General features: G+C 69.3%; 25 protein-coding genes. 18 read left to right on the plus strand and 7 right to left on the minus strand.

All coding sequences use genetic code 11. The annotated features are described in order from the left end of the window. Positions 1-52: 52 nt before the first annotated feature. The 3 genes from ACWPN7_RS21800 to ACWPN7_RS21810 are packed head-to-tail and all read left to right on the plus strand — an operon-like array spanning position 53 to position 1,938. Positions 53-268, plus strand: a complete 216-nt coding sequence (locus tag ACWPN7_RS21800) for a putative signal transducing protein (protein WP_014241194.1) — start codon at positions 53-55, stop codon at positions 266-268. 2 nt (positions 269-270) lie between these two features. Beyond that, on the plus strand, positions 271-1,014 hold the full coding sequence (locus tag ACWPN7_RS21805; protein WP_459196178.1) for a tRNA1(Val) (adenine(37)-N6)-methyltransferase: 744 nt from the start codon (positions 271-273) through the stop codon (positions 1,012-1,014). Positions 1,015-1,065: 51 nt separating this feature from the next. Continuing rightward, entirely contained in the window at positions 1,066-1,938 is an 873-nt protein-coding gene (locus tag ACWPN7_RS21810) for a S49 family peptidase (protein ID WP_308217002.1), read from the plus strand. Between the two features lie 69 nt (positions 1,939-2,007). Here the strand turns inward: ACWPN7_RS21810 and ACWPN7_RS21815 are convergent, their stop codons facing one another. Next, on the minus strand, positions 2,008-2,235 hold the full coding sequence (locus ACWPN7_RS21815) for a type II toxin-antitoxin system HicB family antitoxin (protein WP_038526563.1): 228 nt from the start codon (positions 2,233-2,235) through the stop codon (positions 2,008-2,010). A gap of 193 nt (positions 2,236-2,428) precedes the next feature. Here ACWPN7_RS21815 and ACWPN7_RS21820 point away from each other — a divergent pair, with 193 nt between their 5' ends. The 3 genes from ACWPN7_RS21820 to glyS all read left to right on the plus strand — a co-directional run bounded on the left by ACWPN7_RS21820 (position 2,429) and on the right by glyS (position 5,776). Then, positions 2,429-2,698, plus strand: coding sequence for a hypothetical protein (locus tag ACWPN7_RS21820; RefSeq protein ID WP_459195926.1), 270 nt, complete (start codon positions 2,429-2,431; stop codon positions 2,696-2,698). 89 nt (positions 2,699-2,787) lie between these two features. After that, a complete protein-coding gene (locus ACWPN7_RS21825; RefSeq protein WP_035675330.1) occupies positions 2,788-3,675 on the plus strand; it encodes a glycine--tRNA ligase subunit alpha in 888 nt (295 codons plus the stop codon). A gap of 13 nt (positions 3,676-3,688) precedes the next feature. After that, the gene (gene glyS, locus ACWPN7_RS21830) at positions 3,689-5,776 is read left to right on the plus strand and encodes a glycine--tRNA ligase subunit beta (protein WP_459195925.1); all 2,088 of its coding nucleotides are present in this window, start codon (positions 3,689-3,691) and stop codon (positions 5,774-5,776) included. A gap of 207 nt (positions 5,777-5,983) precedes the next feature. On the opposite strand, the gene leuA is transcribed toward glyS, so the two are convergent. The 4 genes from leuA to ACWPN7_RS21850 all read right to left on the minus strand — a co-directional run bounded on the left by leuA (position 5,984) and on the right by ACWPN7_RS21850 (position 9,899). Further along, entirely contained in the window at positions 5,984-7,681 is a 1,698-nt protein-coding gene (gene leuA, locus ACWPN7_RS21835; RefSeq protein ID WP_459195924.1) for a 2-isopropylmalate synthase, read from the minus strand. 390 nt (positions 7,682-8,071) lie between these two features. Continuing rightward, positions 8,072-8,794 (minus strand): LrgB family protein, encoded by a 723-nt coding sequence (locus tag ACWPN7_RS21840; protein ID WP_038526571.1) that lies wholly within the window; start codon positions 8,792-8,794, stop codon positions 8,072-8,074. Then, a complete protein-coding gene (locus ACWPN7_RS21845; RefSeq protein ID WP_103039205.1) occupies positions 8,791-9,165 on the minus strand; it encodes a CidA/LrgA family protein in 375 nt (124 codons plus the stop codon). Before ACWPN7_RS21845 ends, ACWPN7_RS21840 begins: the two co-directional genes overlap by 4 nt. Before the next feature lie 74 nt (positions 9,166-9,239). Continuing rightward, positions 9,240-9,899 (minus strand): alpha/beta hydrolase, encoded by a 660-nt coding sequence (locus ACWPN7_RS21850; RefSeq protein ID WP_038526577.1) that lies wholly within the window; start codon positions 9,897-9,899, stop codon positions 9,240-9,242. Positions 9,900-10,094: 195 nt separating this feature from the next. On the opposite strand from ACWPN7_RS21850, the gene ACWPN7_RS21855 reads away from it, so the two are divergent. The 5 genes from ACWPN7_RS21855 to ACWPN7_RS21875 all read left to right on the plus strand — a co-directional run bounded on the left by ACWPN7_RS21855 (position 10,095) and on the right by ACWPN7_RS21875 (position 13,005). After that, positions 10,095-10,301 carry a hypothetical protein gene (locus ACWPN7_RS21855; protein ID WP_038526580.1) on the plus strand — a complete coding sequence of 69 codons (207 nt, stop codon included), beginning with the start codon at positions 10,095-10,097 and terminating at the stop codon, positions 10,299-10,301. Positions 10,302-10,380: 79 nt separating this feature from the next. After that, complete coding sequence (locus ACWPN7_RS21860; RefSeq protein ID WP_038526583.1) at positions 10,381-10,815, plus strand: DUF3775 domain-containing protein; 435 nt, start codon at positions 10,381-10,383, stop codon at positions 10,813-10,815. Continuing rightward, positions 10,812-11,549: an SRPBCC family protein gene (locus ACWPN7_RS21865; RefSeq protein ID WP_200775666.1), complete on the plus strand. Its 738-nt coding sequence runs from the start codon at positions 10,812-10,814 to the stop codon at positions 11,547-11,549. The genes ACWPN7_RS21860 and ACWPN7_RS21865 overlap by 4 nt, the downstream gene beginning before the upstream one ends. Next, positions 11,546-12,721 (plus strand): zinc-dependent alcohol dehydrogenase, encoded by a 1,176-nt coding sequence (locus ACWPN7_RS21870; protein WP_200775665.1) that lies wholly within the window; start codon positions 11,546-11,548, stop codon positions 12,719-12,721. The genes ACWPN7_RS21865 and ACWPN7_RS21870 overlap by 4 nt, the downstream gene beginning before the upstream one ends. A gap of 29 nt (positions 12,722-12,750) precedes the next feature. Continuing rightward, entirely contained in the window at positions 12,751-13,005 is a 255-nt protein-coding gene (locus ACWPN7_RS21875; RefSeq protein ID WP_103039202.1) for a hypothetical protein, read from the plus strand. 5 nt (positions 13,006-13,010) lie between these two features. Here ACWPN7_RS21875 and ACWPN7_RS21880 read toward each other — a convergent pair whose 3' ends face one another. After that, positions 13,011-13,757 (minus strand): ThuA domain-containing protein, encoded by a 747-nt coding sequence (locus ACWPN7_RS21880; RefSeq protein WP_103039201.1) that lies wholly within the window; start codon positions 13,755-13,757, stop codon positions 13,011-13,013. Between the two features lie 209 nt (positions 13,758-13,966). Here ACWPN7_RS21880 and treZ point away from each other — a divergent pair, with 209 nt between their 5' ends. The 5 genes from treZ to ACWPN7_RS21905 all read left to right on the plus strand — a co-directional run bounded on the left by treZ (position 13,967) and on the right by ACWPN7_RS21905 (position 20,653). Beyond that, positions 13,967-15,847: a malto-oligosyltrehalose trehalohydrolase gene (gene treZ / locus ACWPN7_RS21885; protein ID WP_492273439.1), complete on the plus strand. Its 1,881-nt coding sequence runs from the start codon at positions 13,967-13,969 to the stop codon at positions 15,845-15,847. Beyond that, positions 15,840-17,900, plus strand: a complete 2,061-nt coding sequence (locus ACWPN7_RS21890) for an amylo-alpha-1,6-glucosidase (protein ID WP_038526592.1) — start codon at positions 15,840-15,842, stop codon at positions 17,898-17,900. The genes treZ and ACWPN7_RS21890 overlap by 8 nt, the downstream gene beginning before the upstream one ends. A 260-nt stretch (positions 17,901-18,160) precedes the next feature. Beyond that, positions 18,161-19,336 carry a PAS domain-containing sensor histidine kinase gene (locus tag ACWPN7_RS21895; protein ID WP_492273440.1) on the plus strand — a complete coding sequence of 392 codons (1,176 nt, stop codon included), beginning with the start codon at positions 18,161-18,163 and terminating at the stop codon, positions 19,334-19,336. Positions 19,337-19,852: 516 nt separating this feature from the next. Next, positions 19,853-20,185, plus strand: a complete 333-nt coding sequence (locus tag ACWPN7_RS21900) for a hypothetical protein (protein ID WP_456521605.1) — start codon at positions 19,853-19,855, stop codon at positions 20,183-20,185. Between the two features lie 72 nt (positions 20,186-20,257). Then, positions 20,258-20,653, plus strand: a complete 396-nt coding sequence (locus tag ACWPN7_RS21905) for a hypothetical protein (protein WP_407825655.1) — start codon at positions 20,258-20,260, stop codon at positions 20,651-20,653. Positions 20,654-20,683: 30 nt separating this feature from the next. On the opposite strand, the gene ACWPN7_RS21910 is transcribed toward ACWPN7_RS21905, so the two are convergent. After that, complete coding sequence (locus tag ACWPN7_RS21910; protein WP_247881615.1) at positions 20,684-21,931, minus strand: polysaccharide deacetylase family protein; 1,248 nt, start codon at positions 21,929-21,931, stop codon at positions 20,684-20,686. A gap of 320 nt (positions 21,932-22,251) precedes the next feature. Here ACWPN7_RS21910 and ACWPN7_RS21915 point away from each other — a divergent pair, with 320 nt between their 5' ends. Then, positions 22,252-22,545 (plus strand): DUF2934 domain-containing protein, encoded by a 294-nt coding sequence (locus ACWPN7_RS21915; protein ID WP_038526604.1) that lies wholly within the window; start codon positions 22,252-22,254, stop codon positions 22,543-22,545. A gap of 47 nt (positions 22,546-22,592) precedes the next feature. Then, positions 22,593-23,177 carry an HPF/RaiA family ribosome-associated protein gene (locus tag ACWPN7_RS21920; RefSeq protein WP_051657770.1) on the plus strand — a complete coding sequence of 195 codons (585 nt, stop codon included), beginning with the start codon at positions 22,593-22,595 and terminating at the stop codon, positions 23,175-23,177. Positions 23,178-23,187: the final 10 nt, after the last annotated feature.

The following is a 23,187-nucleotide window of genomic DNA, read 5'->3' on the forward strand; positions in this document are numbered from 1 at the left end:
CTCTTCGGTCAAGTCCGCAAGGCGAATAAGGGCACAGAACAGCCGGGATTTCATGAAGGAACTGCTGCGCACCACCGATCCGGTCCGTCTGAGCTGGCTTCTCGCCCTGCTGACCGACGCGGGAATCGAGGGGATCGTGCTGGACACCCACACCAGCATCCTGGAGGGCTCCATCGGCGCGATCCCCCGCCGCCTGATGGTGGCGGAGGAGGATCATGCGGCCGCCTGCCGCCTGCTGCGCGACGCCGGGGAGGAGCTGGGGGCGTGACGATGGAGAGCGACGCGGCGTTCGACACGCTTCTCGACGGGCGCGTCCGCCTGCACCAGCCGCAGGCCGGCTACCGCGCCGCCATCGACCCGGTGCTGCTCGCCGCCTTCACCGCCGCCGGGGCGGGGGAGCGGGTGCTGGACGTCGGCACCGGCACCGGGGCGGCGGCGCTGTGCCTCGCCGCCCGCGTGCCGGGTGTCGTGGTCGTCGGGCTGGAGAAGCGGGCGGAGGCGGCGGCGTTCGCCCGGCGCAACGCCGCCCTCAACGGGCTGGAAAGCCGGGTGGGCGTCCTTGAGGGCGACTTGCTGGCCCCGCCGCCGGAGCTGGTTCCCGGAATCTTCGACCGGGTGATGATGAATCCGCCCTATCTGCGCGCCGGGGCGGCCAGCGTCCCGCCCGATCCCTGGAAAGCCGCGGCGAACGTGGAGGGGGAGGCGGGGCTGACCGACTGGGTGCGCTTCGCCGCCGCGATGCTGAAGCCGCGCGGCACGCTGACCATGGTCCATCGGGCCGACCGGGTGGACGAGATCCTGGCCGCCCTGCACGGCGCCCGATTCGGCTCCCTGACGCTCGTCCCACTCTGGCCGAAGGCGGGGGAGGAGGCGCGGCGCATCCTGCTGGCGGTGCAGAAGGGGGGGCGATCGCCGGCGCGATTCACCGCAGGGCTGGTGCTGCATGGCCCCGATGGTGCCTATGGCGGGCAGGCGCAGCGGATTCTGCGCGACATGGAACCGCTGATCGCTTAAGCCAACGCTTTCAATCCGGCGTCAGCGCCACCATTTCAACCGGCGATGAACATGACGAAGCTGCTCGCCAAACTCCCGTTCGGCCCCTGGCGCGACGCCGGGCCGATCGTGTCCGTCCTCCGCCTGTCCGGTGTCATCGGTCAGGCCGGAGCCTTCCGCCAGGGCCTGACCATGGCCAACATGGCCGGGCTGATCGAACGCGCCTTCGCGCCGAAGGGTCAGGCGGCGGTGGCGTTGGTCGTCAACTCGCCGGGCGGGTCGCCGGTGCAGTCGGCGCTGATCGCCAAGCGCATCCGCGACCTCGCCACCGAGAAGAAGGTTCCCGTCTTCGCCTTCTGCGAGGACGCGGCGGCGTCCGGCGGCTATTGGCTGGCCTGCGCCGCGGACGAGATCTGGGCGGACGAGAGCAGCATCCTGGGGTCCATCGGCGTGGTGTCCGCCGGCTTCGGCGCGCACGAGTTCATAGAGCGCTACGGCATCGAGCGGCGGCTCTACACCGCGGGCGACAAGAAGGTGATTCTCGACCCCTTCTCGCCCGAGCGGGAGGACGGGGTGGCCCATCTGAAGGCGATCCAGGCGGAGATCCACGACGCCTTCAAGGCGATGGTGCGCGACCGCCGTGGCGCCCGCCTGTCCGGGGCGGAGGAGGAGCTGTTCTCCGGTGCCTTCTGGGCGGGGCGGCGCGCTCTGGAACTGGGGCTGATCGACGGCATCGGCGACCTGCGCACCGTGCTGCGCGGCCGCTTCGGCGAGAAGGTCCGGCTGCGCGTGGTGCAGGAGGACCGGCGCTGGTTCCGCCGCATGGGCTTCCGCGTGGATGCGCCGGTGGGCACGGCCGCGCTGGACCGTCTTGCGGCGGACCTTCCCGCGGCGGCTCTGTCCGCCGTCGAGGAGCGCGCGCTCTGGTCGCGCTACGGCCTCTGAGTTTTCCGTTTGTGGTCGCCGTGAGGCCCGGTTCGAGGGCTCATTCCCTCTTACCGGGGCTCCGGACTCTCACTGGGTGACCTCGCGCAGGCGTTCGGACGGAGGCGGGACCGGCGCGCCGGTGCGGCGGGCGTTCTCGATCCAGGCGGCGATGGCGTCGAGCGCCGCCGTGCTGGCGTCGGCGGGGGTGGCGCCGCCCGCGGTGCAGCCCGGCAGGTCGGGCACCTCGGCCACATAGCCGACACCCTGTTCCGGGGGCAGGGGGCGGACGATGACCGGATAGGCGCTGGCGTTCATGACGTTGCGTCTCCTCTGCGCACGGTTTTCATCCATTAGGTGCCGCTTCCGCTGCGGACGACAAGGATTCTTTGCGCTGGACGGGCGCTTCTTTCGAAGTTCGATCCATTTTCGATGGTTCAACCGTTCGAGGTGCGTTCGGGGTGAAGGCCGCTCTTGACCGGGCGGCCCCGCACCCCCTAATCCTCCTCCCATGTTCAGTCTCTCCAAGATCCTGTTCCTGGTCCTGGTGATCGGCGCCGTGTGGTTCGGCTGGCGCTGGTACAACCGCGTCGGCGCGGTCGGCCGGGAGCGCCTGCGCGAGCGGGAGCGTCGCGGCTCCGGAAAGCCCACCTCCACCAGCGGCGGCGGCTCGCCCCGGGTGGCCGCGGAGGACATGGAGAAGTGCCCGGAATGCGGCGCCTACGTCGCCCCGCGCTCCGCCGTGGCCTGCGGCCGGCCGGTCTGCCCCTACGGGCGCTGAACCTGTAACCCTTGGCGGGCGCTTGATTCCGGGGATACCGCCGCGTATCGTGCGGCGCGTTTTTCCACACCAATCATAAGTGACCGCCGATGGCCTCCCCGAGCGGGTCTTCCCAAGACAGCCGCGGCCTGTCCTTTCAGGCCCTGATCCTCAAGCTCCACCAGTTCTGGTCGGAGCAGGGCTGCGTGATCCTCCAGCCCTACGACATGGAGGTGGGTGCGGGCACCTTCCACCCGGCGACGACGCTGCGCGCGCTTGGCCCGCAGCCGTGGAAGGCGGCCTATGTGCAGCCCTCGCGCCGCCCGAAGGATGGCCGCTACGGCGAGAACCCGAACCGGCTCCAGCACTACTACCAGTATCAGGTGATCCTGAAGCCCTCGCCGGCCAACCCGCAGGAGCTGTATCTGGAAAGCCTGAAGGTGCTGGGAATCGACCCGTCGCTGCACGACATCCGATTCGTCGAGGACGACTGGGAAAGCCCGACGCTGGGCGCCTGGGGCCTCGGCTGGGAGGTCTGGTGCGACGGCATGGAGGTCACCCAGTACACCTACTTCCAGCAGGTCGGCGGCATCGAGTGCGACCCGGTCGCGGTCGAGCTGACCTACGGGCTGGAGCGTCTGGCCATGTATGTCCAGGGCGTGGAGAACGTCTACGACCTGGACTTCAACGGGCAGGGCGTGAAGTACGGCGACGTGTTCAAGCGCGCCGAGGTCGAGTATTCGGCCCACAACTTCGAACACGCCAACACCGACATGCTGCTCCAGCATTTCAAGGACGCCGAGGCGGAGTGCCAGTCGCTGATCGCCAAGGGCGTCGCGCTGCCGGCCTACGACCAGTGCATCAAGGCGTCGCACCTCTTCAACCTGCTGGACGCGCGCGGCGTCATCAGCGTCGTGGAGCGCGCCGCCTACATCGGCCGCGTGCGCGCGCTGGCGAAAGCCTGCTGCGAGGCGTGGACCGCCGGGGGGGCCAAGTAACATGTCGGTCAACATGCCCGAACTTCTGATCGAGTTCTTCTCCGAGGAAATTCCGGCGCGCATGCAGGCGCGCGCGGCGGACGACCTCAAGCGCCTCGTCACCGAGAAGCTGGCCGCCAACGGCCTGATCTTTGCATCGGCCGAGGCCCATTCCACCCCCCGCCGCCTCGCGCTGGTGATCGATGGCCTGCCCGAGCGCACCGCCGACGTCCGCGAGGAGAAGAAGGGGCCGCGCGTCGGCTCGCCCGAGCAGGCGGTCGCCGGCTTTCTGAAGTCCGCCGGCCTGACCAGCCTGGACCAGTGCGAGCAGCGCGATACCGGCAAGGGCGTCTTCTACTTCGCCGTGGCGGAAAAGAAGGGCCGCGCCACCGCCGAGGTGCTGGCCGAGATCATCCCGGCGGTCATGGGCGACTTCCCCTGGCCGAAGTCGATGCGCTGGGGCACCGGCACGGTGCGCTGGGTGCGCCCGCTGCACTCGATCATCGCGCTGTTCGGCGGCGCGGTGCTGGAGGGTTCGTTCGACCTGGGCGGCGCGCAGGGCAAGCTGGCCTTCGGCAACAGCACGCGCGGCCACCGCTTCCTGTCGCCGGACGCCTTCACGGTCACCGATTTCGCCGACTACAAGGCCAAGCTGCGCGCCGCCCACGTCGTGCTCGACCGCGCCGAGCGCAAGGCCAAGATCAAGGCCGACGCCGAGGCGCTCGCCGCGCAGGAGGGCCTGACCCTCTCCCCCGACGACGGGCTGCTGGAGGAGGTTGCCGGCCTCGTTGAATGGCCGGTCGCTCTGGTCGGCACCATCGACGAAAAGTTCATGGATGTGCCGTCGGAGGTCCTCATCACCTCCATGCGCACGCACCAGAAGTATTTCGCGCTGCTGGACAAGACCGGGACGATGGCGCCGCGCTTCGTCGTGGTCGCCAACACGGTGACGGCGGACGGTGGCAAGGCCATCGTCGCCGGCAACGAGCGCGTTCTGCGCGCCCGCCTGTCCGACGCCAAGTTCTTCTGGGACCAGGACCGCAAGACGAAGCTGGAAGACCGCGTGTCCAAGCTGGGCGCCATCACCTTCCATGCCAAGCTCGGCACGGTGGCGGAGAAGGTCACCCGCGTCCAAGTGCTGGCTGCCGAGATCGCCCGCGCCATCGGCGCCGACGCGGACGCCGCGACCCGCGCCGCCCTGCTGTCCAAGGCGGACCTCGTGACCGAGGTGGTCGGCGAGTTCCCCGAGGTCCAGGGCATCATGGGCCGCTACTACGCGCTGGGCGAGGGCGAGAACCCGGCGGTGGCCGAGGCGATCGCCGAGCACTACAAGCCGCTCGGGCCCTCCGACAGCTGCCCGACGGCGCCGGTGTCGGTCGCCGTGGCGCTGGCCGACAAGCTCGACACGCTGGTCGGCTTTTTCGCCATCGACGAGAAGCCCACGGGCTCCAAGGACCCCTACGCGCTGCGCCGCGCCGCGCTGGGCATCATCCGGCTGATCCTGGAGAACGGGCTGCGGTTGAACCTGACGCAGCTGTTCAAGGCGGCGCACGGCGCTTACACGGTCGGCGGTTTCGCCGCTGCCGACGGCGTCGCCACCGACTTGATGGCCTTCTTCGCCGACCGCCTGAAGGTCACGCTGCGCGACCAGGGCGTGCGGCACGATCTGGTGGACGCGGTGTTCGCGCTGGGCGGCGAGGACGATCTCGTCCGTCTGCTGGCCCGCGTGAAGGCGCTCCAGACCTTCGTCGGGTCGGAGGAGGGGGCGAACCTGCTCGCCGCCTACAAGCGCGCCAGCAACATCGTCCGCATCGAGGAGAAGAAGGACGGCAAGGCCTACGACCAGCCGGTCGATCCGGCCCTGCTGACGCTCGCGGAGGAAAAGGACCTCTACGGCGCCCTGTCCGCTGCCGGCGAGACGGCCCGGCCGCTGCTGGCGAAGGAGGACTTCACCGGCACCATGGCGGCACTCGCCCGCCTGCGCGGCCCGGTGGACGCCTTCTTCGACAAGGTGACGGTGAACGCCGAGCAGGCCGACCTGCGCGCCAACCGCCTGCGTCTGCTCAGCCAGATCCGGGCGACGCTGAACGCGGTCGCGGACTTCTCGCGCATCGAGGGGTGATGGGGGAGGGGTGCCGCGGTGCCCCCTCCCTCCCACGCTTGCGCGTGGGTCCCTCCCTCCCCCGCTTTCCGGGAGAGGGGAAAGTTCCAAAGTCCCCTCCCTCGCCGCAGGCGGGGGAGGGTTAGGGAGGGGGCCCAGCGCCAGCACTCCCATCCAACAAAAAAGGGGCGCCCCACCGGGCGCCCCTTTCTCATGTCCCCGAACCCCTTACCGCGCGGCGCGGTTCGCGGCGCTGACCAAGGCGCGCAGCGAGGCGGTCACGATGTCCGCGTCCATGCCGACGCCGAACAGCGTGCGGTCGTCGTTGGTCTTCACCTCGACATAGGCGCAGGCCTGGGCGTCCTCGCCCTCGCCGACGGCGTGCTCGCGGTAGTCCACCACATGCAGGTCGATGCCGGTGCCCTGGCGCAGCGCGTCCAGGAAGGCGTCGATCGGCCCCTTGCCCGAGCCCTTCAACGTGCTGACCACGCCGTCGCGCGACACCACCACGTTCAGCACGCGGGCGCCGGAGTTCGGGCCGCGCGGCTCGGTCGAATGCTCGATCAGGGCCAGCGGGGCGTCGATGTCCAGATACTCCGCCTTGAAGGCGTTGTGGATGTCGGCGGGGGCCAGCTCCTTGCCGGTCTCGTCGGCGATGCGCTGCACCGTCTTGGAGAACTCGATCTGCAGGCGGCGCGGGATCTGGATGCCGTAATCCTTCTCCAGCACATAGGCGATGCCGCCCTTGCCCGACTGGCTGTTGATGCGGATCACCGCCTCGTAGCTGCGGCCCAGGTCCTGCGGGTCGATGGGCAGATACGGAACCTCCCAGGTGCCGTGGTTGGACTTGGCCAGCGCCTTCAGGCCCTTGTTGATGGCGTCCTGGTGCGAGCCGGAGAAGGCCGTGAAGACCAGCTCGCCGGCGTAGGGGTGGCGCGGGTGGACGGGCAGCTGCGTGCAGTATTCGGCGACGCGGACGATCTCGTTGATGTCGTCGATGCGCAGCTCCGGATCGACGCCCTGGGTCAGCAGGTTCAGCGCCAGCGTGATGACGTCCACGTTGCCGGTGCGCTCGCCGTTGCCGAACAGGGTGCCTTCCACGCGGTCGGCGCCGGCCAGCATGCCCAGCTCCGCCGCCGCGACGCCGGTGCCGCGGTCGTTGTGCGGGTGCAGGGAGATGATCGCCGCGTCGCGGTTCTTCATGTTGCGGCAGAACCACTCGATCTGGTCGGCGTGGATGTTCGGGGTGGACATCTCCACCGTCGCCGGCAGGTTCAGGATGACCTTGTTGGCGGCGTCGGCGCCCCAGGTCTCCATCACCGCTTCACAGATCTCCAGGGCGAACTCCAGCTCGGTCCCGGTGAAGCTCTCCGGCGAGTACTGCAGGACGATCTCGGTGTCGGGATGCTCGGCGGCCAGCTGCTTGATCAGCTTGGTGCCGGCGACGGCGATGTCGACGATGCCCTGGCGGTCCAGCCCGAAGACGACGCGGCGCTGCAGCTCCGAGGTCGAGTTGTACAGGTGGACGATGGCGCGCTTGGCGCCCTTGATGCCCTCGAAGGTGCGGCGGATCAGTTCCTCACGGGCCTGCGTCAGCACCTGGATGGTCACGCTGTCGGGAATCTTGCCGCCCTCGATGATCTCGCGGCAGAAGTCGAAATCGGTCTGCGAGGCGGCGGGGAAGCCGATCTCGATCTCCTTGAAGCCCATCTTCAGCAGCGCGTCGAACATCGCGCGCTTGCGGTCCGGACCCATCGGCTCGATCAGCGCCTGGTTGCCGTCGCGCAGGTCCACGGAGCACCAGACCGGCGCCTTCTCGATGGTCCGGTTCGGCCACTGGCGGTCGGTCAGCTTCACCGGGGCGAAGGGGACGTACTTCTCATGCTTGGCAGAGGTGGCGGCGGCGGGGGTGGCGATGTGGTTCATGACGCTTCGTGATCCCTTGGGAGCCCCGGTTTGTGCAGCGGGGCGTTGTCTCGTGTGGTGTGGGGACCGGCGGGACTACGGTCGCCGAGCTGCCGGACGGCTCAGCGACCGTTCCTAAGTCGCAGCCCCGGCCCCAGCCGGGAGACACGCTTCACCCCGCAAGGGCGCGTGCCGAAAGGACGCGTGCAATAGGTGCTCATGGGAAAACAGACACTTCGACCAGAGAACAGGGCAGACGAACGCAGACGACCCGGACGCTCAAAGCGCCGGGGTGATAAGTCGCAGAAGGGCGTTCGTGTGGTCGATGCGGGTCATGGGGCACACTCTGCGCAGGCAGGCTTGCTCTGTCAAGCCACGTTTCCATGAAATCTTCTGTCGCGGAACGGGGCTTCACGTGAAGAACAGGCGGTAGAGGACCGGCAGAAGGATCGCCGTCACCAGCCCGTTCAGCCCCATCCCCAGCCCGGCGAAGGCCCCCGCCACCTCGTTGACCTGGAGCGCGCGGGCGGTGCCGATGCCGTGGGCGGCCACCCCCAGGCCGAAGCCGCGCGCCCGCCAGTCCGTCACCCGGACGAGGTTCAGCACCCAGGTGCCGAAGGAGGCGGCGATGATCCCGGTCAGGATCACGAAGACCGCGGTGAGGGAGGGCAGGCCGCCGATCTGTTCCGACACGCCCATGGCGATGGGGGAGGTCACCGACTTCGGCGCCAGCGACAGCATGGTGCGCTCCGACGCGCCCAGCGCCCAGGCGATGGCGACGGCACTCAGCGCCGACGCGGCGGAGCCGGTCAGCAGGGCGACCAGCAGCGCCACGGCGGAGCGGCGGACCTGCTGGAACTGGCGGTAGAGCGGGACCGCCAGAGCCACCGTGGCCGGGCCGAGCAGGAAATGCACGAACTGCGCGCCGTCGAAATAAGTACGGTAGTCGATCCCCGCCACCATCAGCGTCGCGGCGATCAGCAGCACCGCGATCATCACCGGGTTCAGCGCGGGCCGCCGGCCGAACCGCTCGAACACCCACATTCCCGCCTGATAGGCGGCCAGCGTCAGGGTCAGGCCGGCGAGCGGGCTGGCCGACAGATAGACCCAGATCTCGTGGAAATCGGGACTCACGGCGCGTCCTCCCCATTGCCGGTTTCGGCGTCGGGGCCGCGGCGGCTCAGCACGCTCATCACCCAGGCGGTCAGCGCGACGCCGATCAGCGTGCTGCCCAGCAGGGCGGCGGCGATGGGCAGGGCCTCCGCCTCCAGCCGGTTCAGGTGCGCCATCACCCCGACGCCCGCCGGAACGAAGAGAAGGGACAGGTGGCGCAGGATGCCGCCCGCCGTCTCCTGCAACGGCTCCGGCACGCCGCCGCGGACCAGCAGGCCGACGAACAGCAGGACCATGCCGAGCACCGGCCCCGGCACGGGCAGATGCAGCAGGCGGGCGGTCAGTTCCCCCGCCAGCTGGCAGGAGAGAAGAAGGGTCAGGGTGCCGAGCATCGGCAGGCTCCGGGCTTTTCGGGGAGGTGGCCGCAGCCTAATCCCGGAGGACGCCGTGGGGGAGAGGATATGCCCTACCGCGCCAGCAGTTGAGCCTTGAGCCAGTCGCGCACCTCGCGGCAGACGGCCTCGGCGGTCTCGTCCAGGCAATGGCCGGCGCCGGGCATCAGGACCAGCTTTTTCGGCTCGCGCGCCATGCGGTGGACGTGGATGGAGCACATGGGCGTCAGCACCTCGTCGGCCTCGCCATGGACCAGCAGCACCGGGCAGCTCAGGTCCGCCACCGCGTCGGTGCCCAGCCCCTGGGTCGCCAGCGTCACCACCGTGCAGACCGCGCCACGGTTCGAGGCCGCGGCCTGGATCGCCACCGCCCCGCCGAAGGAGTGGCCGACCAGGGCGACATGGTGGATGCCCATCCGGCCGAGGAAGGTCAGGCCGCACAGCGTGTCGTACACCGCCTCGTCCAGCGCGCGGGGGTTGCGGTAGCGGACGCGCAGCGAGGCGATGCCGTCGGGCCTGAGATCCTCCGCCAGCCGCGGATACAGCCCATGGGCCGGCGAGTCGAAGCCGCCGCCGACGCCGCCCAGCCAGATGACGCCCAGCGTTCCCGCCGCCTTATGCCCGTCCGGGGCGGCGTAGAGGCGGGCGTCCACGGGGCCGCGGTCGGTCTCCAGGCGCACGGGGGCGAACCCCTCGTCCAGGGTATCACCGATCTGCGCCGACAGGAGCGGCATGGGTGTTCTCCGGCTTGCCAAGGTCTTGCGGGGATTAACAGGTCACCGGGCATCTGTGTTGCTTCGGAACCTCGCCGCACCGTCTCCGGTTGTGCCGAGAGGCGGTTCGCGACACGGGCTCCGCGACAAGGGGTGCGGGCAACGCCCCGCTGCGCCAAGGCCGCCAAACCGACAAACCACACCGGGAGAAACCCCATGTCCCGCAGCAACCGCGACACCGAGCAGGAAAAGCACCAGTCCGGCGGTGCCGGAAAGGCCGCCAAGTCCGGCCATGAGGACCCGGACAAGGCCGCCGGCAACAAGCCCGGCCAGAACCAGTCCAGCGGGCAGGGGCGCGAGCGTGGCTCGGGCTCCGGCGGGTCCCGCGGCGCCTCCGACGAGCAGCGCAAGCGGGACGGGTGACCGGGGTTCCTCCGCGACGAACCCCCAGCCCGGCTGTTGGCGTCGGGCAAAGCCGTGCAACTGAAAAGAAGTGCGACACATGCTCAAACAGATTTCGGTCGATACCGTGAAGCAGGCCGCCGACCTCGCGTACGAGGCCGTGGCCGACCGTCAGCGTTTCCTCGCGGGAATGCGCAACATCGACCTCGGGGAGCAGACCAGCGAACGCGGTTCGCGGAACCCGACCGATCTCGACGCCCTCAGCATCCTGTCCTCCGACGCCAGCGGCGCGCTGAGCCAGTTGAACCGGATGCTGGAGGACCTGACCCCCGAACAACGGATGGAACTGCGCGCGGTCATGTTCGTCGGGCGCGGCGATTTCGCCGGAAACCAGTGGGACCGCGCGCTGGACGAGGCCGGGCGGGCCCCGGACGCCACCCACTACACCGACATCGCGGAGCGCATCGACCTGCACCGCGACCTGATGAAGGGGCTGTACGAGCTGGACCTGCTGAAGAAGAAGGACGGGCAATGACCAGGGGCCGGGACGGCAGGCGGCGCCCGGAGGGCTCCGCCGGGACGCTCGAACGCTGGGCCGCCATCCTCGGCGGCACGGCGCTGGGTTTCGCCGGGGTGCGGCGGGGAAGCTGGGCGCTGGGCGCGCTCGGCGGCGGGCTGTTCCTCGCCGGGGCGGCGGGGGTTCCGCTGTCCAGCCCGCTGCGGCAGGCCGCGCTGCCGGCGCTGCGCCGGGAGCCGACGACCACCCAGGCGAACGTCACCATCGCGGTCCCGGCCGAGAAGCTGTTCCGCCACTGGCGCAACGTCCGCCATCTGGCGGCGCTGTTCCCCCACCTCGACGCCGTGGAGATCCTGTCCGACACGGAAAGCCGCTGGAAGGCCCATGGCCCCGGCGGCGTTCCGGTGGTCTGGAACAGCCGGCTCGACAAGATCCGGGAAAACGAACTCATCACCTGGCACACGCTGGAGGGGGCCGACCTGCCGCACCGCGGCACCGTCCTGTTCCGTCCGGCGCCGGGCGGCCGAGGGACGGAGGTCAGCCTGACGCTGGCCTACCACCCGCCGGGCGGTGTCGGCGGAAACGCCGTGTCCCGCCTGTTCGGGTCCGCGCCGGAGCAACAGGCGCGCGAGGCGCTGCGCCGCCTGAAGCGGATCATGGAGGTCGGCGAGCTTCCCACCATCAAGGGCCAGCCGAGCGGGCGGGCCGAGCGGGGCGGGGCCGACACGCGATTGCGGGAGGTGACGGGATGAGGGCGCTCTGCTGGAACGGCGTGAATGACCTGCGGGTGGAGCGGGTGCCGGACCCCACGATCCTCGGTCCGCAGGACGCGATCATCAAGGTCAGCCTGTCCTCGGTCTGCGGGTCGGACCTGCATCTGATCGGCGGCTACGTCCCAACCATGCGGGCCGGCGACATCATCGGCCATGAATTCCTGGGCGAGGTGGTTGAGAAGGGGCCGGAGGTGACGCGGCTGAACCGCGGCGACCGGGTGATCACCGTGTCGATCATCGGCTGCGGCAAATGCTGGCACTGCCAGCACGAGGAGTTTTCGCTCTGCGACAACTCCAATCCCCAGCCGGCCTTCGAGGAAGCGGCCTACGGGCACTGCACCGCCGGCATCTTCGGCTACAGCCACGCCTTTGGCGGCTACGCCGGAAGCCACGCCGAATACATCCGCGTCCCCTTCGCCGACACCAACTGCTTTCGCGTGCCGGAGGGGGTGACGGACGAGCAGGCGGTCTTCGTCTCCGACGCCGTGCCGACCGGCTACATGGCCGCCGACATGGGCAACATCAAGCCGGGCGACGTGGTGGCCGTCTGGGGCTGCGGCGGCGTCGGCCAGATGGCGATGAAGAGCGCCTTCCTGATGGGGGCGGAGCGGGTGATCGGCATCGACCGCTTTCCCGACCGGCTGCGCGCCGCCCAGATGAAGGCGGGGGCAGAGACGCTGGATTACAGCCGCATGGACATCTACGACGCCCTGCTGGCGATGACCGGCGGGCGCGGGCCGGACGTCTGCATCGACGCGGTGGGCATGGAGGCGGACAGCGGCGCCTCGGCCATCGAAGACCTTTATGACCGCGGCAAGCAGGCACTGCGGCTGGAGAGCGACCGGCCCGCCGTCCTGCGCCAGATGATCCAGTGCTGCCGCAAGGGCGGCACCCTGTCCATTGTCGGCGTCTATGGCGGTCTTCTCGACAAGTTCCCCATGGGCGCGGCGATGAACAAGGCGCTGACCTTCCGCATGGGCCAGCAGCACGGCCAGCGCTACGTCAAGCGCCTGTTCGAGCACATCGAGAAGGGCGATCTCGATCCCGCCTACCTGTTGACCCATAAATGGGCGTTGGACGACGCGCCCCAGGGCTACCGCATGTTCAAGGAGAAGGCCGACGACTGCATGCGGGTCGTCTTCGCGCCGTGACGGCGGGCCGAAACGAGGGGTGGAAGGCCATGAAGATCGTCTACGCCTACCCGGCGGAGAAAGGGCGCGGCGTCGAGGCGGAGATCGTCGGGGGCTTGCGCGACCGCTGCGGCCATGTCGTCCAAACCGCGCGCGAGGAGCGTGACGCGGAGCGCGGCGGCGCCGTCGATGTCATCGTCACGCTGGAACTGGACGATGCCCAGCGGGACACCGCGCTCAACCGGCTGCGCGCCCACCCCGCCGTGATCGACGCGGCGGCGGAGAGCTTCGGGGAACGGGTCTGACCCCTTCATGATCGCCGCGGGATCGGCTCCAGCGGGGTGGTCCGCCGTCCTCGCACCGGCGCCTCCAGCCCTTCCGGCCGCGCCGCCCAGCGGACGGCGTTGAGGATCACGCGCTGGATCTGCGGGTGGTGGTAGGTGGGGTAGGTTTCGTGGCCGGGCCGGAAGTAGAAGATGCGGCCAAGCCCCCGCCGCCAGCCGCAGCCGCTGCGGAACACCTCGCCTCCCTGGAACCAGCTCAGGAAGACCAGATCGTCCGGTGGCGGGATGTCGAAGGGCTCGCCGTACATCTCCTCATGGTCCAGTTCGATGCAATCCGCGATGCCCGCCGCCACGGGGTGGCCGGGATCGACGACCCACAGCCGTTCCTTCTCCGCCGCGACGCGGTATTTCAGGAAGCAGCCGGTGCCCATCAGCGCCAGGAAGGGCTTGGAGAAGTGGCTGGAATGGAGCGCCACGAGACCCATCCCCTGCTCGGTCACCCGCCGCTTCACCCGCTCCACCACCGCGTCCGAGACCTCAGCGTGGGCGCGGTGGCCCCACCAGACCAGCGTGTCGGCGGCGTTCAGCCGCTCTTCGGTGAGGCCGTGCTCCGGCTCGTCCAAAGTGGCGGTCTCCACGGTCAGGCCGGCGGCGCGCAGAGGGGTGGCAAGCGCCTCGTGGATGCCCTGGGGATAGTGGGCCCTCACCGTCTCGTCCCGGCGTTCGTGAATGAACTCGTTCCAGATCAGGACGCGCGGCGACGGGAGCGGCATGGCGGGAAACCTTTTCAAAGGGATGGCGGAGGCTCCAATGGAATCGCCCATGGGACGAAGGCAGGCGGCGTCTGTTGGTGGGCCGTTGATCGAAACATTGCGGTGGGAGCGTTCCGTGTCGAAGTCCTCCCGATGCAGCGCACGCCGGCGGTTCGGCCTTCGCCGTCCGCCGTTGCCCCATAGGCGTCGAACCGGCGCCCGGCGACCGGGTGCTGGCGCGGGTCTGGGCGCCCGCCTGCCGCGGCGTCCACCTGCTGGTCGGGCCGGAGGAGCGCGCGGTGGCGCTGGACGCGGAGGGGGACGGCTACTTCTCCGCGATGGTCGAAGGGGTGCCGGTGGGCAGCCTCTACCGGTTCCAGCTCGACGACGGCCCGGCCTTCCCCGACCCGGCGTCCCGCTTCCAGCCCGACGGGCCGGAGGGGCCGTCGCAGGTGGTGGATGCGTCCGCCTTCGCCTGGACCGACGCCGGCTGGGCGGGATGCGGTCTGCGCGGACAGGTGATCTACGAGATGCACATCGGCACCTTCACGCCGGAGGGAACCTGGGCGGCGGCGGCGCGCGAACTGCCAAGCTTGGCAGAGCTGGGGGTGACGGTCCTCGAACTGATGCCGGTGGCCGAGTTTCCAGGCCGCTTCGGCTGGGGCTACGACGGGGTGGACCTGTTTGCCCCGACCCGGCTCTACGGCGGGCCGGATGACATGCGGCGCTTCGTGGACCGCGCCCACGCGCTCGGCCTCGCGGTGATTCTCGACGTGGTCTACAACCACCTCGGCCCCAGCGGGAACTTCCTGTCCCGCTTCTCCCCGGACTACTTCACCACCCGCTACAAGAACGAGTGGGGAGACGCGCTCAACTTCGACGGCCCGAACTGCGGCCCGGTTCGGGAGTTCTTCCGGGCGAACGCCGCCTTCTGGGTCGACGAGTATCATCTGGACGGGCTGCGTCTGGACGCCACCCAGCAAATCTTCGACCGCTCCACCCCGCACATCATCCAGGAGTTCGGGCAGGCCGTCCGTCAGGCGGCGCGCGGGCGCGGCACCCTGCTGATCGGGGAGAACGAACCCCAACTGGCCACCATGGCCACACCGGTGGAACAGGGTGGTTGCGGGCTGGACGCCCTGTGGAACGACGATTTCCACCATACGGCCCGGGTCGCGCTGACCGGGCGGAACGAGGCCTACTACACCGACTACCGCGGCACGCCGCAGGAACTGCTGTCGGCCGTCAAGCACGGCTTCCTCTACCAGGGGCAATGGTACCGCTGGCAGGGCAAGCGGCGGGGCTTGCCGGCTTACGGGTTGCCGCGCCCGGCCTTCGTCACCTTCCTCCAGAACCACGACCAGATCGCCAATTCCGGCCGTGGCCAGCGGATCCACGCCCTGACCACGCCGGGGCGCTTCCGGGCGCTGACCGCGCTGACGCTGCTGGGTCCCGGCACGCCGATGCTGTTCCAGGGGCAGGAATTCGCGGCGAGCGCGCCCTTCTACTACTTCGCCGACCACGAACCCGATCTGGCCGCCAAGGTGGAGACGGGACGGGCGGAGTTCCTGTCCCAGTTTCCCAGCCTCGCCACCCCCGCCATGCGCGCCCATCTGACGCGCCCGCAGGACGCGGAGACCTTCCGGCACTGCAAGCTCGACCACACGGAGCGGGAGGCCCACACCGAGGTCTGGGCGCTGCACCGCGACCTTCTGCGCCTGCGCCGCGAGGACCCGGTGTTCCGCGCCCAGGGCGACGGCGGGCTGGACGGCGCCGTGCTGGCGGAGGAGGCGTTCGTCCTGCGCTTCTTCGGCGCGAAGGAGGGTGGGGCGGGGGACGACCGGCTGCTGCTGGTCAATCTGGGCCGCGACCTGCGGCTGGACATCCTGCCGGAACCGCTGCTGGCGCCGCCGGTTGGCAGGGACTGGACGCCCTTGTGGTCCAGCGAGGACCCCCGCTACGGCGGCTGCGGCATCGCCCCGCTGGAATCCTCGGACGGCGGCTGGCGGCTCCCCGGCCACGCTGCGGTCGTCCTGGCCGCCACGGACATTGTTCCGGACCAGGAACGGGGCGAAGGCAACGGTACGAGCGCTCAGGAGACCCATGGCTGATTTCATCCGCAAGATCACCCGCGACGCCCTGCGATCCGCGCCGGACGCCGCGCTGTCCCGCGAATGGCTGGTCGCCAACGGGCTGGGCGGCTACGCCTCCTCCTCCCTGTCTGGGGCGGTGACGCGGCGCTATCACGGGCTTCTGGTGGCCGCCCTGCCGGCGCCGCTGGGCCGGGTGGTGATGCTGAGCCAGCTCAACGACGTGCTGATCGAGCGCGACGGGACCGAGCGGCGGCTGACCGGCCACAACCCGCAGGCGGACCAGTGGCCCGACCCGAACTACCCGTCCGATGCCGCGCCCTCCGGCCTCGCCGAGTTCCGCATGGAATCCGGCCTGCCGGTCTGGCGCTACGAGATCGGCGACGTGGTGATCGAAAAGCAGATCGTGTTGCCGCACCTGCAGAACATCGTCCATGTCACCTATCGGGTGGTGAAGGCGCCGCAGCCGATCTGCCTTCGCCTTCGCCCGGTGATGGCCTTCCGCAAACTGGAATCCGCGGTGGACGAGCCGTTGGCCCGCGACTACCGCGTCACCGCCCGTGGTCACGAGTACGAGATATGGGCTGGGCCGGAACTGCCGGTGCTGCGCATGACCATCGAGGGGGCGGAGCTTCCGCTGACGCTGGACGGCGGGGCGCGGCGCGACATCGTCTATCCGGTGGAGGCGGAGCGCGGCTATGAATCGCGCGGCTCGCTGTGGACGCCCGGCTATTTCAGCGGCCCCCTCAGCCAGGGCCAGACGCTGAGCTTCGTCGCGGCGACCGAGCCGTGGCAGCGGCTGTGGGCGCTGCCGCCCGCCGACGTCCTGCGCTTCGAGAAGGAGCGGCGGCGGCGCATCGTCGGGACGGCCCATCCGTCGCTGCGCGAGGGGGCGATGGCGGAGCTGGTGCTCTCGGCGGACAGCTTCCTGTTCGTCCCGGCCGGCCGCGTCGCCGACCAGATGCGCGCCCGCGCCGAGGGCGACGAGGTGCGCACGGTGATCGCCGGCTACCACTGGTTCACCGACTGGGGCCGCGACACCATGATCAGCCTGGAGGGGCTGACCCTGACCACCGGGCGCCACATGGAGGCCGGCTGGATCCTGCGCACCTTCGCGCACTACATCCGCGACGGGCTGATTCCCAACATGTTCCCCGACGGCAAGGACGAAGGGCTGTACCACACCGCCGACGCCACCCTGTGGTTCTTCCACGCGCTGAACCGCTACGTCCAGGCGACCGGGGACCGCCACACGCTGCAATTGCTGCTGCCCCGGCTGGTCGAGGTGATCGACCATCACCGGCGCGGCACCCGCTTCGGCATCGCCGTGGACCCCGGCGACGGGCTGCTGCGCCAGGGGCGGGAGGGCTACCAGCTCACCTGGATGGACGCGAAGGTCGAGGACTGGGTGGTCACGCCGCGCCGGGGCAAGGCGGTGGAGATCAACGCGCTCTGGTACAACGCCCTGTGCCTGACCGCCGGCTGGCTGACCGAGGAGGGGGACGCCCAGGCCGCCCGCCCGCTGGCGGAGCTGGCGGAGCAGGCCCGCGCTTCCTTCAACGCGCGCTTCTGGTGCGCCCACGCCGGGCATCTCTACGACGTGGTGGACGGGGAGCGGGGGGACGACGACGCCTGCCGGCCCAACCAGATCTTCGCCGTCTCGCTCGACAACCCGGTGCTCGACCGCGCCCGCTGGGAGCCGGTGGTGGAGACGGTGCGGCAGCGGCTGCTGACCCCGGTCGGGCTGCGCTCGCTGGCGCCGGGGCAGCGCGACTACAAGCCGAAATACTTCGGCGATCTGCGCGCCCGCGACGCCGCTTACCACCAGGGCACGGTCTGGGGGTGGCTGATCGGTCCCTACGTCGACGCGTGGCTGAAGCTGCATCCGGACGACAAGGCGGGGGCGCGGGAGCTGCTCCAAGGCTTTCTGCCGCATCTCGATCAGGCGGGGATCGGCACCATCTCGGAGATCTTCGACGCCGAACCGCCTTTCAGCCCGCGCGGTTGCATCTCGCAGGCCTGGAGCGTGGCGGAAGTCCTGCGCTGCTGGGCGGCGACGGCGGAGGATCGCTGACGCCGGTCTTCCCAACACAACGCCTATGAAAAGCGTCATAAGAACTTAAGCAGAGAGGGTACGAAAGCCGTTTGGTTACTGAACAGAAAGCGGCGGGGTGGATAAAGCGCGAATCGATGACGGCGCTATAACATTCGCGAAACCCACATTTTGTTGAAGGTTTCTGCCGCCCGTGCCTATCATTGGTAGCGGGTCGAAAAGAAAACGGACGAACACACGGCCGTGTAACCGACCCGCCCAGGATGAGGACGGGAGGGGTCATGCTGGCACTGCTGTCGAAGCCCACGCGCCCGGCGGTCGATTGGGACCGCTTGAGCCGACGAATTCTGGATCGGAGCGCGCAGGCCTGCTGGGTGGTGGATCGCGAGCTGGTCACCATCGGCGTCAACCCGGCGCTGTGCGCCTTGCTCGGCTACCGGGCCGGGGAGCTGGTGGGAACCCACCTTCTGGCTTATGTGGCCGAGGAAAGCCGAAGCGTCCTGGAGCGGCAGGCGGCCATCCGCGACCTGACCCCGCACCGCAGCTACGACGTCACCCTGATCCGCTCCGACGGGATGCCGCTCCGCGTGATCTTCAACGACTCGTGGCTGGACGGCGACGCCAACTCGGACGAGGGGCCGGCGCCGGGCTTCTGCATCTTCGTCACCGACATCACCCGCCGTGTCGAGGAGGAGACGCAGCGCGCCCTGCGGGTGGACCAGCTGGCGGACGCGGTCGCGCGCATGAACCGCTTCCTGGGGCAGATCTGCCAGGAGCTGAAGGACCCGCTGAGCGCCATTCTCGGCGCGACGCAGATGATCTCCTCCGACGCGGCGCTCCCCGACCCGGCGGGCGGCGGTTCGGCGGTGGGGAGCGCGCATCTCGACGCCTACGCCGCGCTGTGCAGCGACGCCGGGCGGCAGATGATGCGGACCATCGAGAACCTGTCGCTGTGGTCCCGCCTGCAGTTGAATCAGGTGCCGCTCGATCTGCGGAGCTATGAGCTGGGCGGCCTGCTTCAGGACGTGCTGGAGGAGTTGGCGCCACGCGCCCGCGCCCGCGACATCCTGATCGTCAACCGCATCGTCGCCACCCCGGTGCTGGGCGACCTGTCCGCGCTGAGCACCGTGCTGAAGCATCTGGTCGAGAACGCGGTGCGCTTCTCCCCCTCGGGGAGCATGGTCATGCTGTCCGCCGCTCTGGCGGACGGGCGGGTGACCGTGCGGGTCCAGGACAACGGGATGGGCATTCCGGAGGATCTGCAGCCCCATCTGTTCCGCATCGACCCCCACCACGCCGCCCCCGGCGCCGACGGCGAGGTGGGGAGCGGCCTTGGCCTGCTGATCTGCAAGGCGCTGGTCGAGCGCATGGGCGGCGGCATCCGCGTCTTCAGCAAGGCGGGCGGCGGAACCGCGGTCACCGTGACCCTGACCCAAGGGGCTTGCGCCGGATTGTAACACCGGCAAACGGATGGTCGTACAAACCGTTTCCTCCGCCCGGGGTGAGCGGCGGCGGGATCGGGGTGCCCCATGCGGGGAATCCGAACATTCAGTTGTCAACAGGGCACAGACCCGCGCGAAATCGCCGCGCCGGGAGTCCGGCGTCAGAATCCAATTGACAGGCGTGAGCGCTGCAACACCCTTCGGAATCGGGAAAGGCAATGCATTTCAATGGTTTGTGTGACATGCTCAAAAAATGGGCAAATCGCGCTATGGCCTTGTCGCGCTTGACTCGAATCGGGAAAAGCCGGGCCTTGTCAACACAGTTATCCACAGACTCTGTGGAGAGCCTACGCGGGAGGTGAAGGGACGTGCCACCCGGCCCATAACCTTTGGCGGGAGGCCCGTCCAATCAGAATAAGTACTTCAGATTTTAGGCTTCGCGCATTTTTGCCGCTATAGTGGTCGCGCCTCATCCCACCGTGTTGCTCCAATCCAACCGGCACCGGATGAGCAGTGACGGAAGGAGTGCCCATGCTGGATGTCTATGGGACGTCTTGCCCGGCGGCGCGTCCACGCTGGTCATCGCGCGCGGCGACCGGTGAAACACGCGGCCGACGCGTGCAGGGATTTGCCGCTCCGGCTTTGGCGGCGGTGATGCTGTCCGCGTTGATCCTCCATCTCCTGCTGACGCTCGCCGCTCATCTGGGCGGGGCCGACATGGCTGGGGTGCTGGCGGTGGCGGTGGGCATGGCGGCGGTGCTGGTGGTCTTGCTTCCCTTTGCCCTGCTGTGCGTCCGGCGGGCTCAGGAAGCGCTGGCGGCCGGCTCGGATCGCCGCGGGAGGACGGCCTCGCCGCAAGGTTGAAGCGGCGCCGGTCGGGGAAATCCCGGTTGCCCCCTTTTGTAAGTCCGCGCATAAAGTGATGACGCCGTGGCGATGAACGGCGCTGTTCGGCGGGGGCTGTGCATGGGGTTGTTCGATTTTCTGAAGGTCACCGTCAAGGATGAGAAGAAGGCGGCACCGCGCCGGCCCAATCCACCCGGTGGCCCGTCGAATGTGATCGAGTTCGACGGCAAGAGCTTTCCGTTGGCCGGGGTCAGCCACAAGGGCTTCGTGGCGACCGGCTTCGACGGCTCGCTCATTCCCAGCCAGACCGCGCGGATCACGGTGCGGATCGACGACGCCTGCGGGAAGTTCACCTTCGCCGCCACCGTGACCATCGAGGAGGTCAAGGGCGGGTCGGTGTCCGGCGCCTGGAACATGCTGCCGCCGGAGGTCGAGACGACCATCCGCAAGTACCTGCAGATCCGCAAGCAGAAGACCGGAAAGTAAGAGGCACGGTCTTGACCGGGCGACCGCCGTTCAGTTGGCGGCGCGGAGCGCCGCGTCGCCGGCTTTTCCCCCGGCCTTGACAGCGGCGTTCACCCCGGCGTTCACCCCAGCGTTCACCAGGGTCGGGGCCATGGCCGGCGTGGCGAGCTGGTGCATCCGCTCGATCCATTCCGACAGGGTGACGAATTCGCAGCCCTTCGCGCGCATCGCGGCGATCACGCGGGGCAGGGCGTTGAGGGTGGATGGGTAGGTGGAGTGCAGCAGAAGCACGCTGCCGGTTCCCGCCTCGGTCTTCACATGCTGCACGATGCGGTCGGGGTCGCGGACCTGCCAGTCCCGGGTGTCCACGGTCCACAGCACCGGGCTCATGCTCTCCTCGCGGGCGATGGCCAGCAGGTCCGGCGTGTAGCGCCCATAGGGCGGCCGGAACAGCACCGGGTTGGCGCCGAATCCGCGCAGGATGCGGTTGGCCTCGGCAATCTCGTGGCGCTGCGCCTCGGGGTCCATGGCGCGCAGGTCGGCGTGCGTCAGGCTGTGGTTGCCGATCTCGTGCCCGGCGGCGATGAAGTCGCGGATCACCTCGCCCTGGTTCTCGGCGACGCTGGCGACCGGAAAATAGGTTGCGGGGATCTTCTCGCGGTTCAGCACGTCCAGGATCTGGCGGGTGACCACCCGGTGCGGCCCGTCGTCGAAGGTGAGGGCGCAGAGATTCCAGCCCTCCTCCTTCAGCGTCGCCGGCATGACGTCGAGCGTCGTGTCGGGAACCACCGCGCCCAGCCGGCCCTTGCGGCGCCCAGACTTCTCGATGGCGGCCATGGTCCGGGCGGCTTCCGGCGGGTAGGTGAGGGCGACGTCGGCCTTGCCGTCCCCGCCGGGGCGGGGCGGGGCGAGTTGCGCGCTGTCGGCGGGCGGCCTGATCTCCGGTGCTTGGGGCGATGCCTGAGGCGGCGCGGGCAAGGGAGGGGCGGGCGGAGGCGCGGCCGGAGGTGCGGGCGGAGGCGCGTCGAGGACGAGGCAGCCGAACCCGGCGCCGAGCATGCGGCGGCACAGCGCCGTCACGTCCAGCCCCACCGGGGCGGTGGCCCGCAGGGCGACGCCCTCGCCCTGGCGCCGCGCGTCGAGCGGAACGACCGCCGGGCTGAGGCCGTCCGCCAGATCGGGGGAGCGGCGGCGCAGGCTGTCCCACGCCCACCAGGCATCCCCTTCCCTTTGGAAGAGGCCGAGTTGCAGCAGCGACGGCCCATCCGCGGCGCGGGCGGCGGTGTTTGGGAGCGCCATCAGCACTCCCGCGGCCAGCGGCAACGCGAACAGGGAAGAGCGGAAGCGGCGCATGCCCATGAGGAGGGAGGACGTGAGGGAGCGTCCGTGTTCAGGCCGATTCACACGTTTCTCCTCCGGATCGTCGCCGTCGTCGAATACCACCCCTTCGGGATTAATTCAAACGGCGCGGCCTCCGTCGGTTTGCCCGCTCCGATCATCCCTTCGGGAGGAACCTTCGGTGTTCCGGCGCGGTTGACGGGAAGCGCGCCCGGCCCAAAGGCCCATCCCGCAGCGGGGTGTGGGCGGCGCGGAACAAGAACGGACAGGAGGCAGCCCGGATGGCGGATGATTTGGAAAGCCGGATCAGAGCGCGCGCTCACCAGATCTGGGAGCGTGAAGGCCGTCCGGAGGATCGCGCCGAAGACCATTGGAAGCTGGCGAGCGAGGAAATCGCCATCGAGGACAATTACCGGGACACATTGCGCCCGAATCCGGCGCGCGGCCCCGACGACACCGCGGAACGGACCGAGCCGGTCGAACCCGTGCTGAGCATGGAGAGCCAGGGCGAGATGCCCGGCATCGCCGACCAGGGCGAGGAATTCCGCATTCCCGGCCAGGCCCGCGACTCCTGACGGCGGCTCCCACCGCTTTCCTCACGTCGTGCTTAGAGAGGACCCCCATGGACACGAACCTGGAAATCGCCTTCCACAACATGGACTCCCAGCCCGAGCTGGAGGCCTACATCCGCGAACGGGCGGAGAAGACGGAAAAACTGTTCGACCGGCTGGTCGGCATGCGGGTCGCCGTGGAAGCCCAGCATCGCCAGCACAAGACCGGCAACGTCTTCGACGTCCACATCGAGCTGATGGTGCCGGGCCAGGACATCGTGGTCAGCCGCAAGCCGAACAAGGCGAAGGAGCGCTACGCCAACCCCGACGCCCGCACCTCGATCCGCGACGCCTTCGAAGCCGCGGAGCGGCAGTTGAAGGAGTACAAGGACAAGATGCGCCGCGACGTGAAGGTCCATGATCCGGAGCAGCCCGGCCGCGTCTCGCAGCTCAACCCGACCGAGGACCACGGCTTCATCACGACCAACACCGGGACGCAGCTCTATTTCCACCGGAACAGCTGCCTGAACGTGGACATGGACCAGCTCAAGACCGGCGACCCGGTGAAGTATGTGGAGGCGACGGGCGACACCGGCCCGACCGCCGCCAAGGTGTGGCGGGCATCCGGGTCCGACACCGAATTGCGGGCCACCTGATGAAAAAGCC

It is taken from the genome of Azospirillum sp. UENF 312511, from assembly GCF_058780635.1.

Bases quoted from the DNA above. Each gene is read 5' to 3' on its own strand.
- ACWPN7_RS21800 (WP_014241194.1), top strand. From the start codon at position 53: ATGAAGGAACTGCTGCGCACCACCGATCCGGTCCGTCTGAGCTGGCTT.
- ACWPN7_RS21805 (WP_459196178.1), top strand. From the start codon at position 271: ATGGAGAGCGACGCGGCGTTCGACACGCTTCTCGACGGGCGCGTCCGC.
- ACWPN7_RS21810 (WP_308217002.1), top strand. From the start codon at position 1,066: ATGACGAAGCTGCTCGCCAAACTCCCGTTCGGCCCCTGGCGCGACGCC.
- ACWPN7_RS21815 (WP_038526563.1), bottom strand. From the start codon at position 2,235: ATGAACGCCAGCGCCTATCCGGTCATCGTCCGCCCCCTGCCCCCGGAA.
- ACWPN7_RS21820 (WP_459195926.1), top strand. From the start codon at position 2,429: ATGTTCAGTCTCTCCAAGATCCTGTTCCTGGTCCTGGTGATCGGCGCC.
- ACWPN7_RS21825 (WP_035675330.1), top strand. From the start codon at position 2,788: ATGGCCTCCCCGAGCGGGTCTTCCCAAGACAGCCGCGGCCTGTCCTTT.
- glyS (WP_459195925.1), top strand. From the start codon at position 3,689: ATGCCCGAACTTCTGATCGAGTTCTTCTCCGAGGAAATTCCGGCGCGC.
- leuA (WP_459195924.1), bottom strand. From the start codon at position 7,681: ATGAACCACATCGCCACCCCCGCCGCCGCCACCTCTGCCAAGCATGAG.
- ACWPN7_RS21845 (WP_103039205.1), bottom strand. From the start codon at position 9,165: ATGCTCGGCACCCTGACCCTTCTTCTCTCCTGCCAGCTGGCGGGGGAA.
- ACWPN7_RS21850 (WP_038526577.1), bottom strand. From the start codon at position 9,899: ATGCCGCTCCTGTCGGCGCAGATCGGTGATACCCTGGACGAGGGGTTC.
- ACWPN7_RS21855 (WP_038526580.1), top strand. From the start codon at position 10,095: ATGTCCCGCAGCAACCGCGACACCGAGCAGGAAAAGCACCAGTCCGGC.
- ACWPN7_RS21860 (WP_038526583.1), top strand. From the start codon at position 10,381: ATGCTCAAACAGATTTCGGTCGATACCGTGAAGCAGGCCGCCGACCTC.
- ACWPN7_RS21865 (WP_200775666.1), top strand. From the start codon at position 10,812: ATGACCAGGGGCCGGGACGGCAGGCGGCGCCCGGAGGGCTCCGCCGGG.
- ACWPN7_RS21870 (WP_200775665.1), top strand. From the start codon at position 11,546: ATGAGGGCGCTCTGCTGGAACGGCGTGAATGACCTGCGGGTGGAGCGG.
- ACWPN7_RS21875 (WP_103039202.1), top strand. From the start codon at position 12,751: ATGAAGATCGTCTACGCCTACCCGGCGGAGAAAGGGCGCGGCGTCGAG.
- ACWPN7_RS21880 (WP_103039201.1), bottom strand. From the start codon at position 13,757: ATGCCGCTCCCGTCGCCGCGCGTCCTGATCTGGAACGAGTTCATTCAC.
- ACWPN7_RS21890 (WP_038526592.1), top strand. From the start codon at position 15,840: ATGGCTGATTTCATCCGCAAGATCACCCGCGACGCCCTGCGATCCGCG.
- ACWPN7_RS21895 (WP_492273440.1), top strand. From the start codon at position 18,161: ATGCTGGCACTGCTGTCGAAGCCCACGCGCCCGGCGGTCGATTGGGAC.
- ACWPN7_RS21900 (WP_456521605.1), top strand. From the start codon at position 19,853: ATGCTGGATGTCTATGGGACGTCTTGCCCGGCGGCGCGTCCACGCTGG.
- ACWPN7_RS21905 (WP_407825655.1), top strand. From the start codon at position 20,258: ATGAACGGCGCTGTTCGGCGGGGGCTGTGCATGGGGTTGTTCGATTTT.
- ACWPN7_RS21910 (WP_247881615.1), bottom strand. From the start codon at position 21,931: ATGGCGCTCCCAAACACCGCCGCCCGCGCCGCGGATGGGCCGTCGCTG.
- ACWPN7_RS21915 (WP_038526604.1), top strand. From the start codon at position 22,252: ATGGCGGATGATTTGGAAAGCCGGATCAGAGCGCGCGCTCACCAGATC.
- ACWPN7_RS21920 (WP_051657770.1), top strand. From the start codon at position 22,593: ATGGACACGAACCTGGAAATCGCCTTCCACAACATGGACTCCCAGCCC.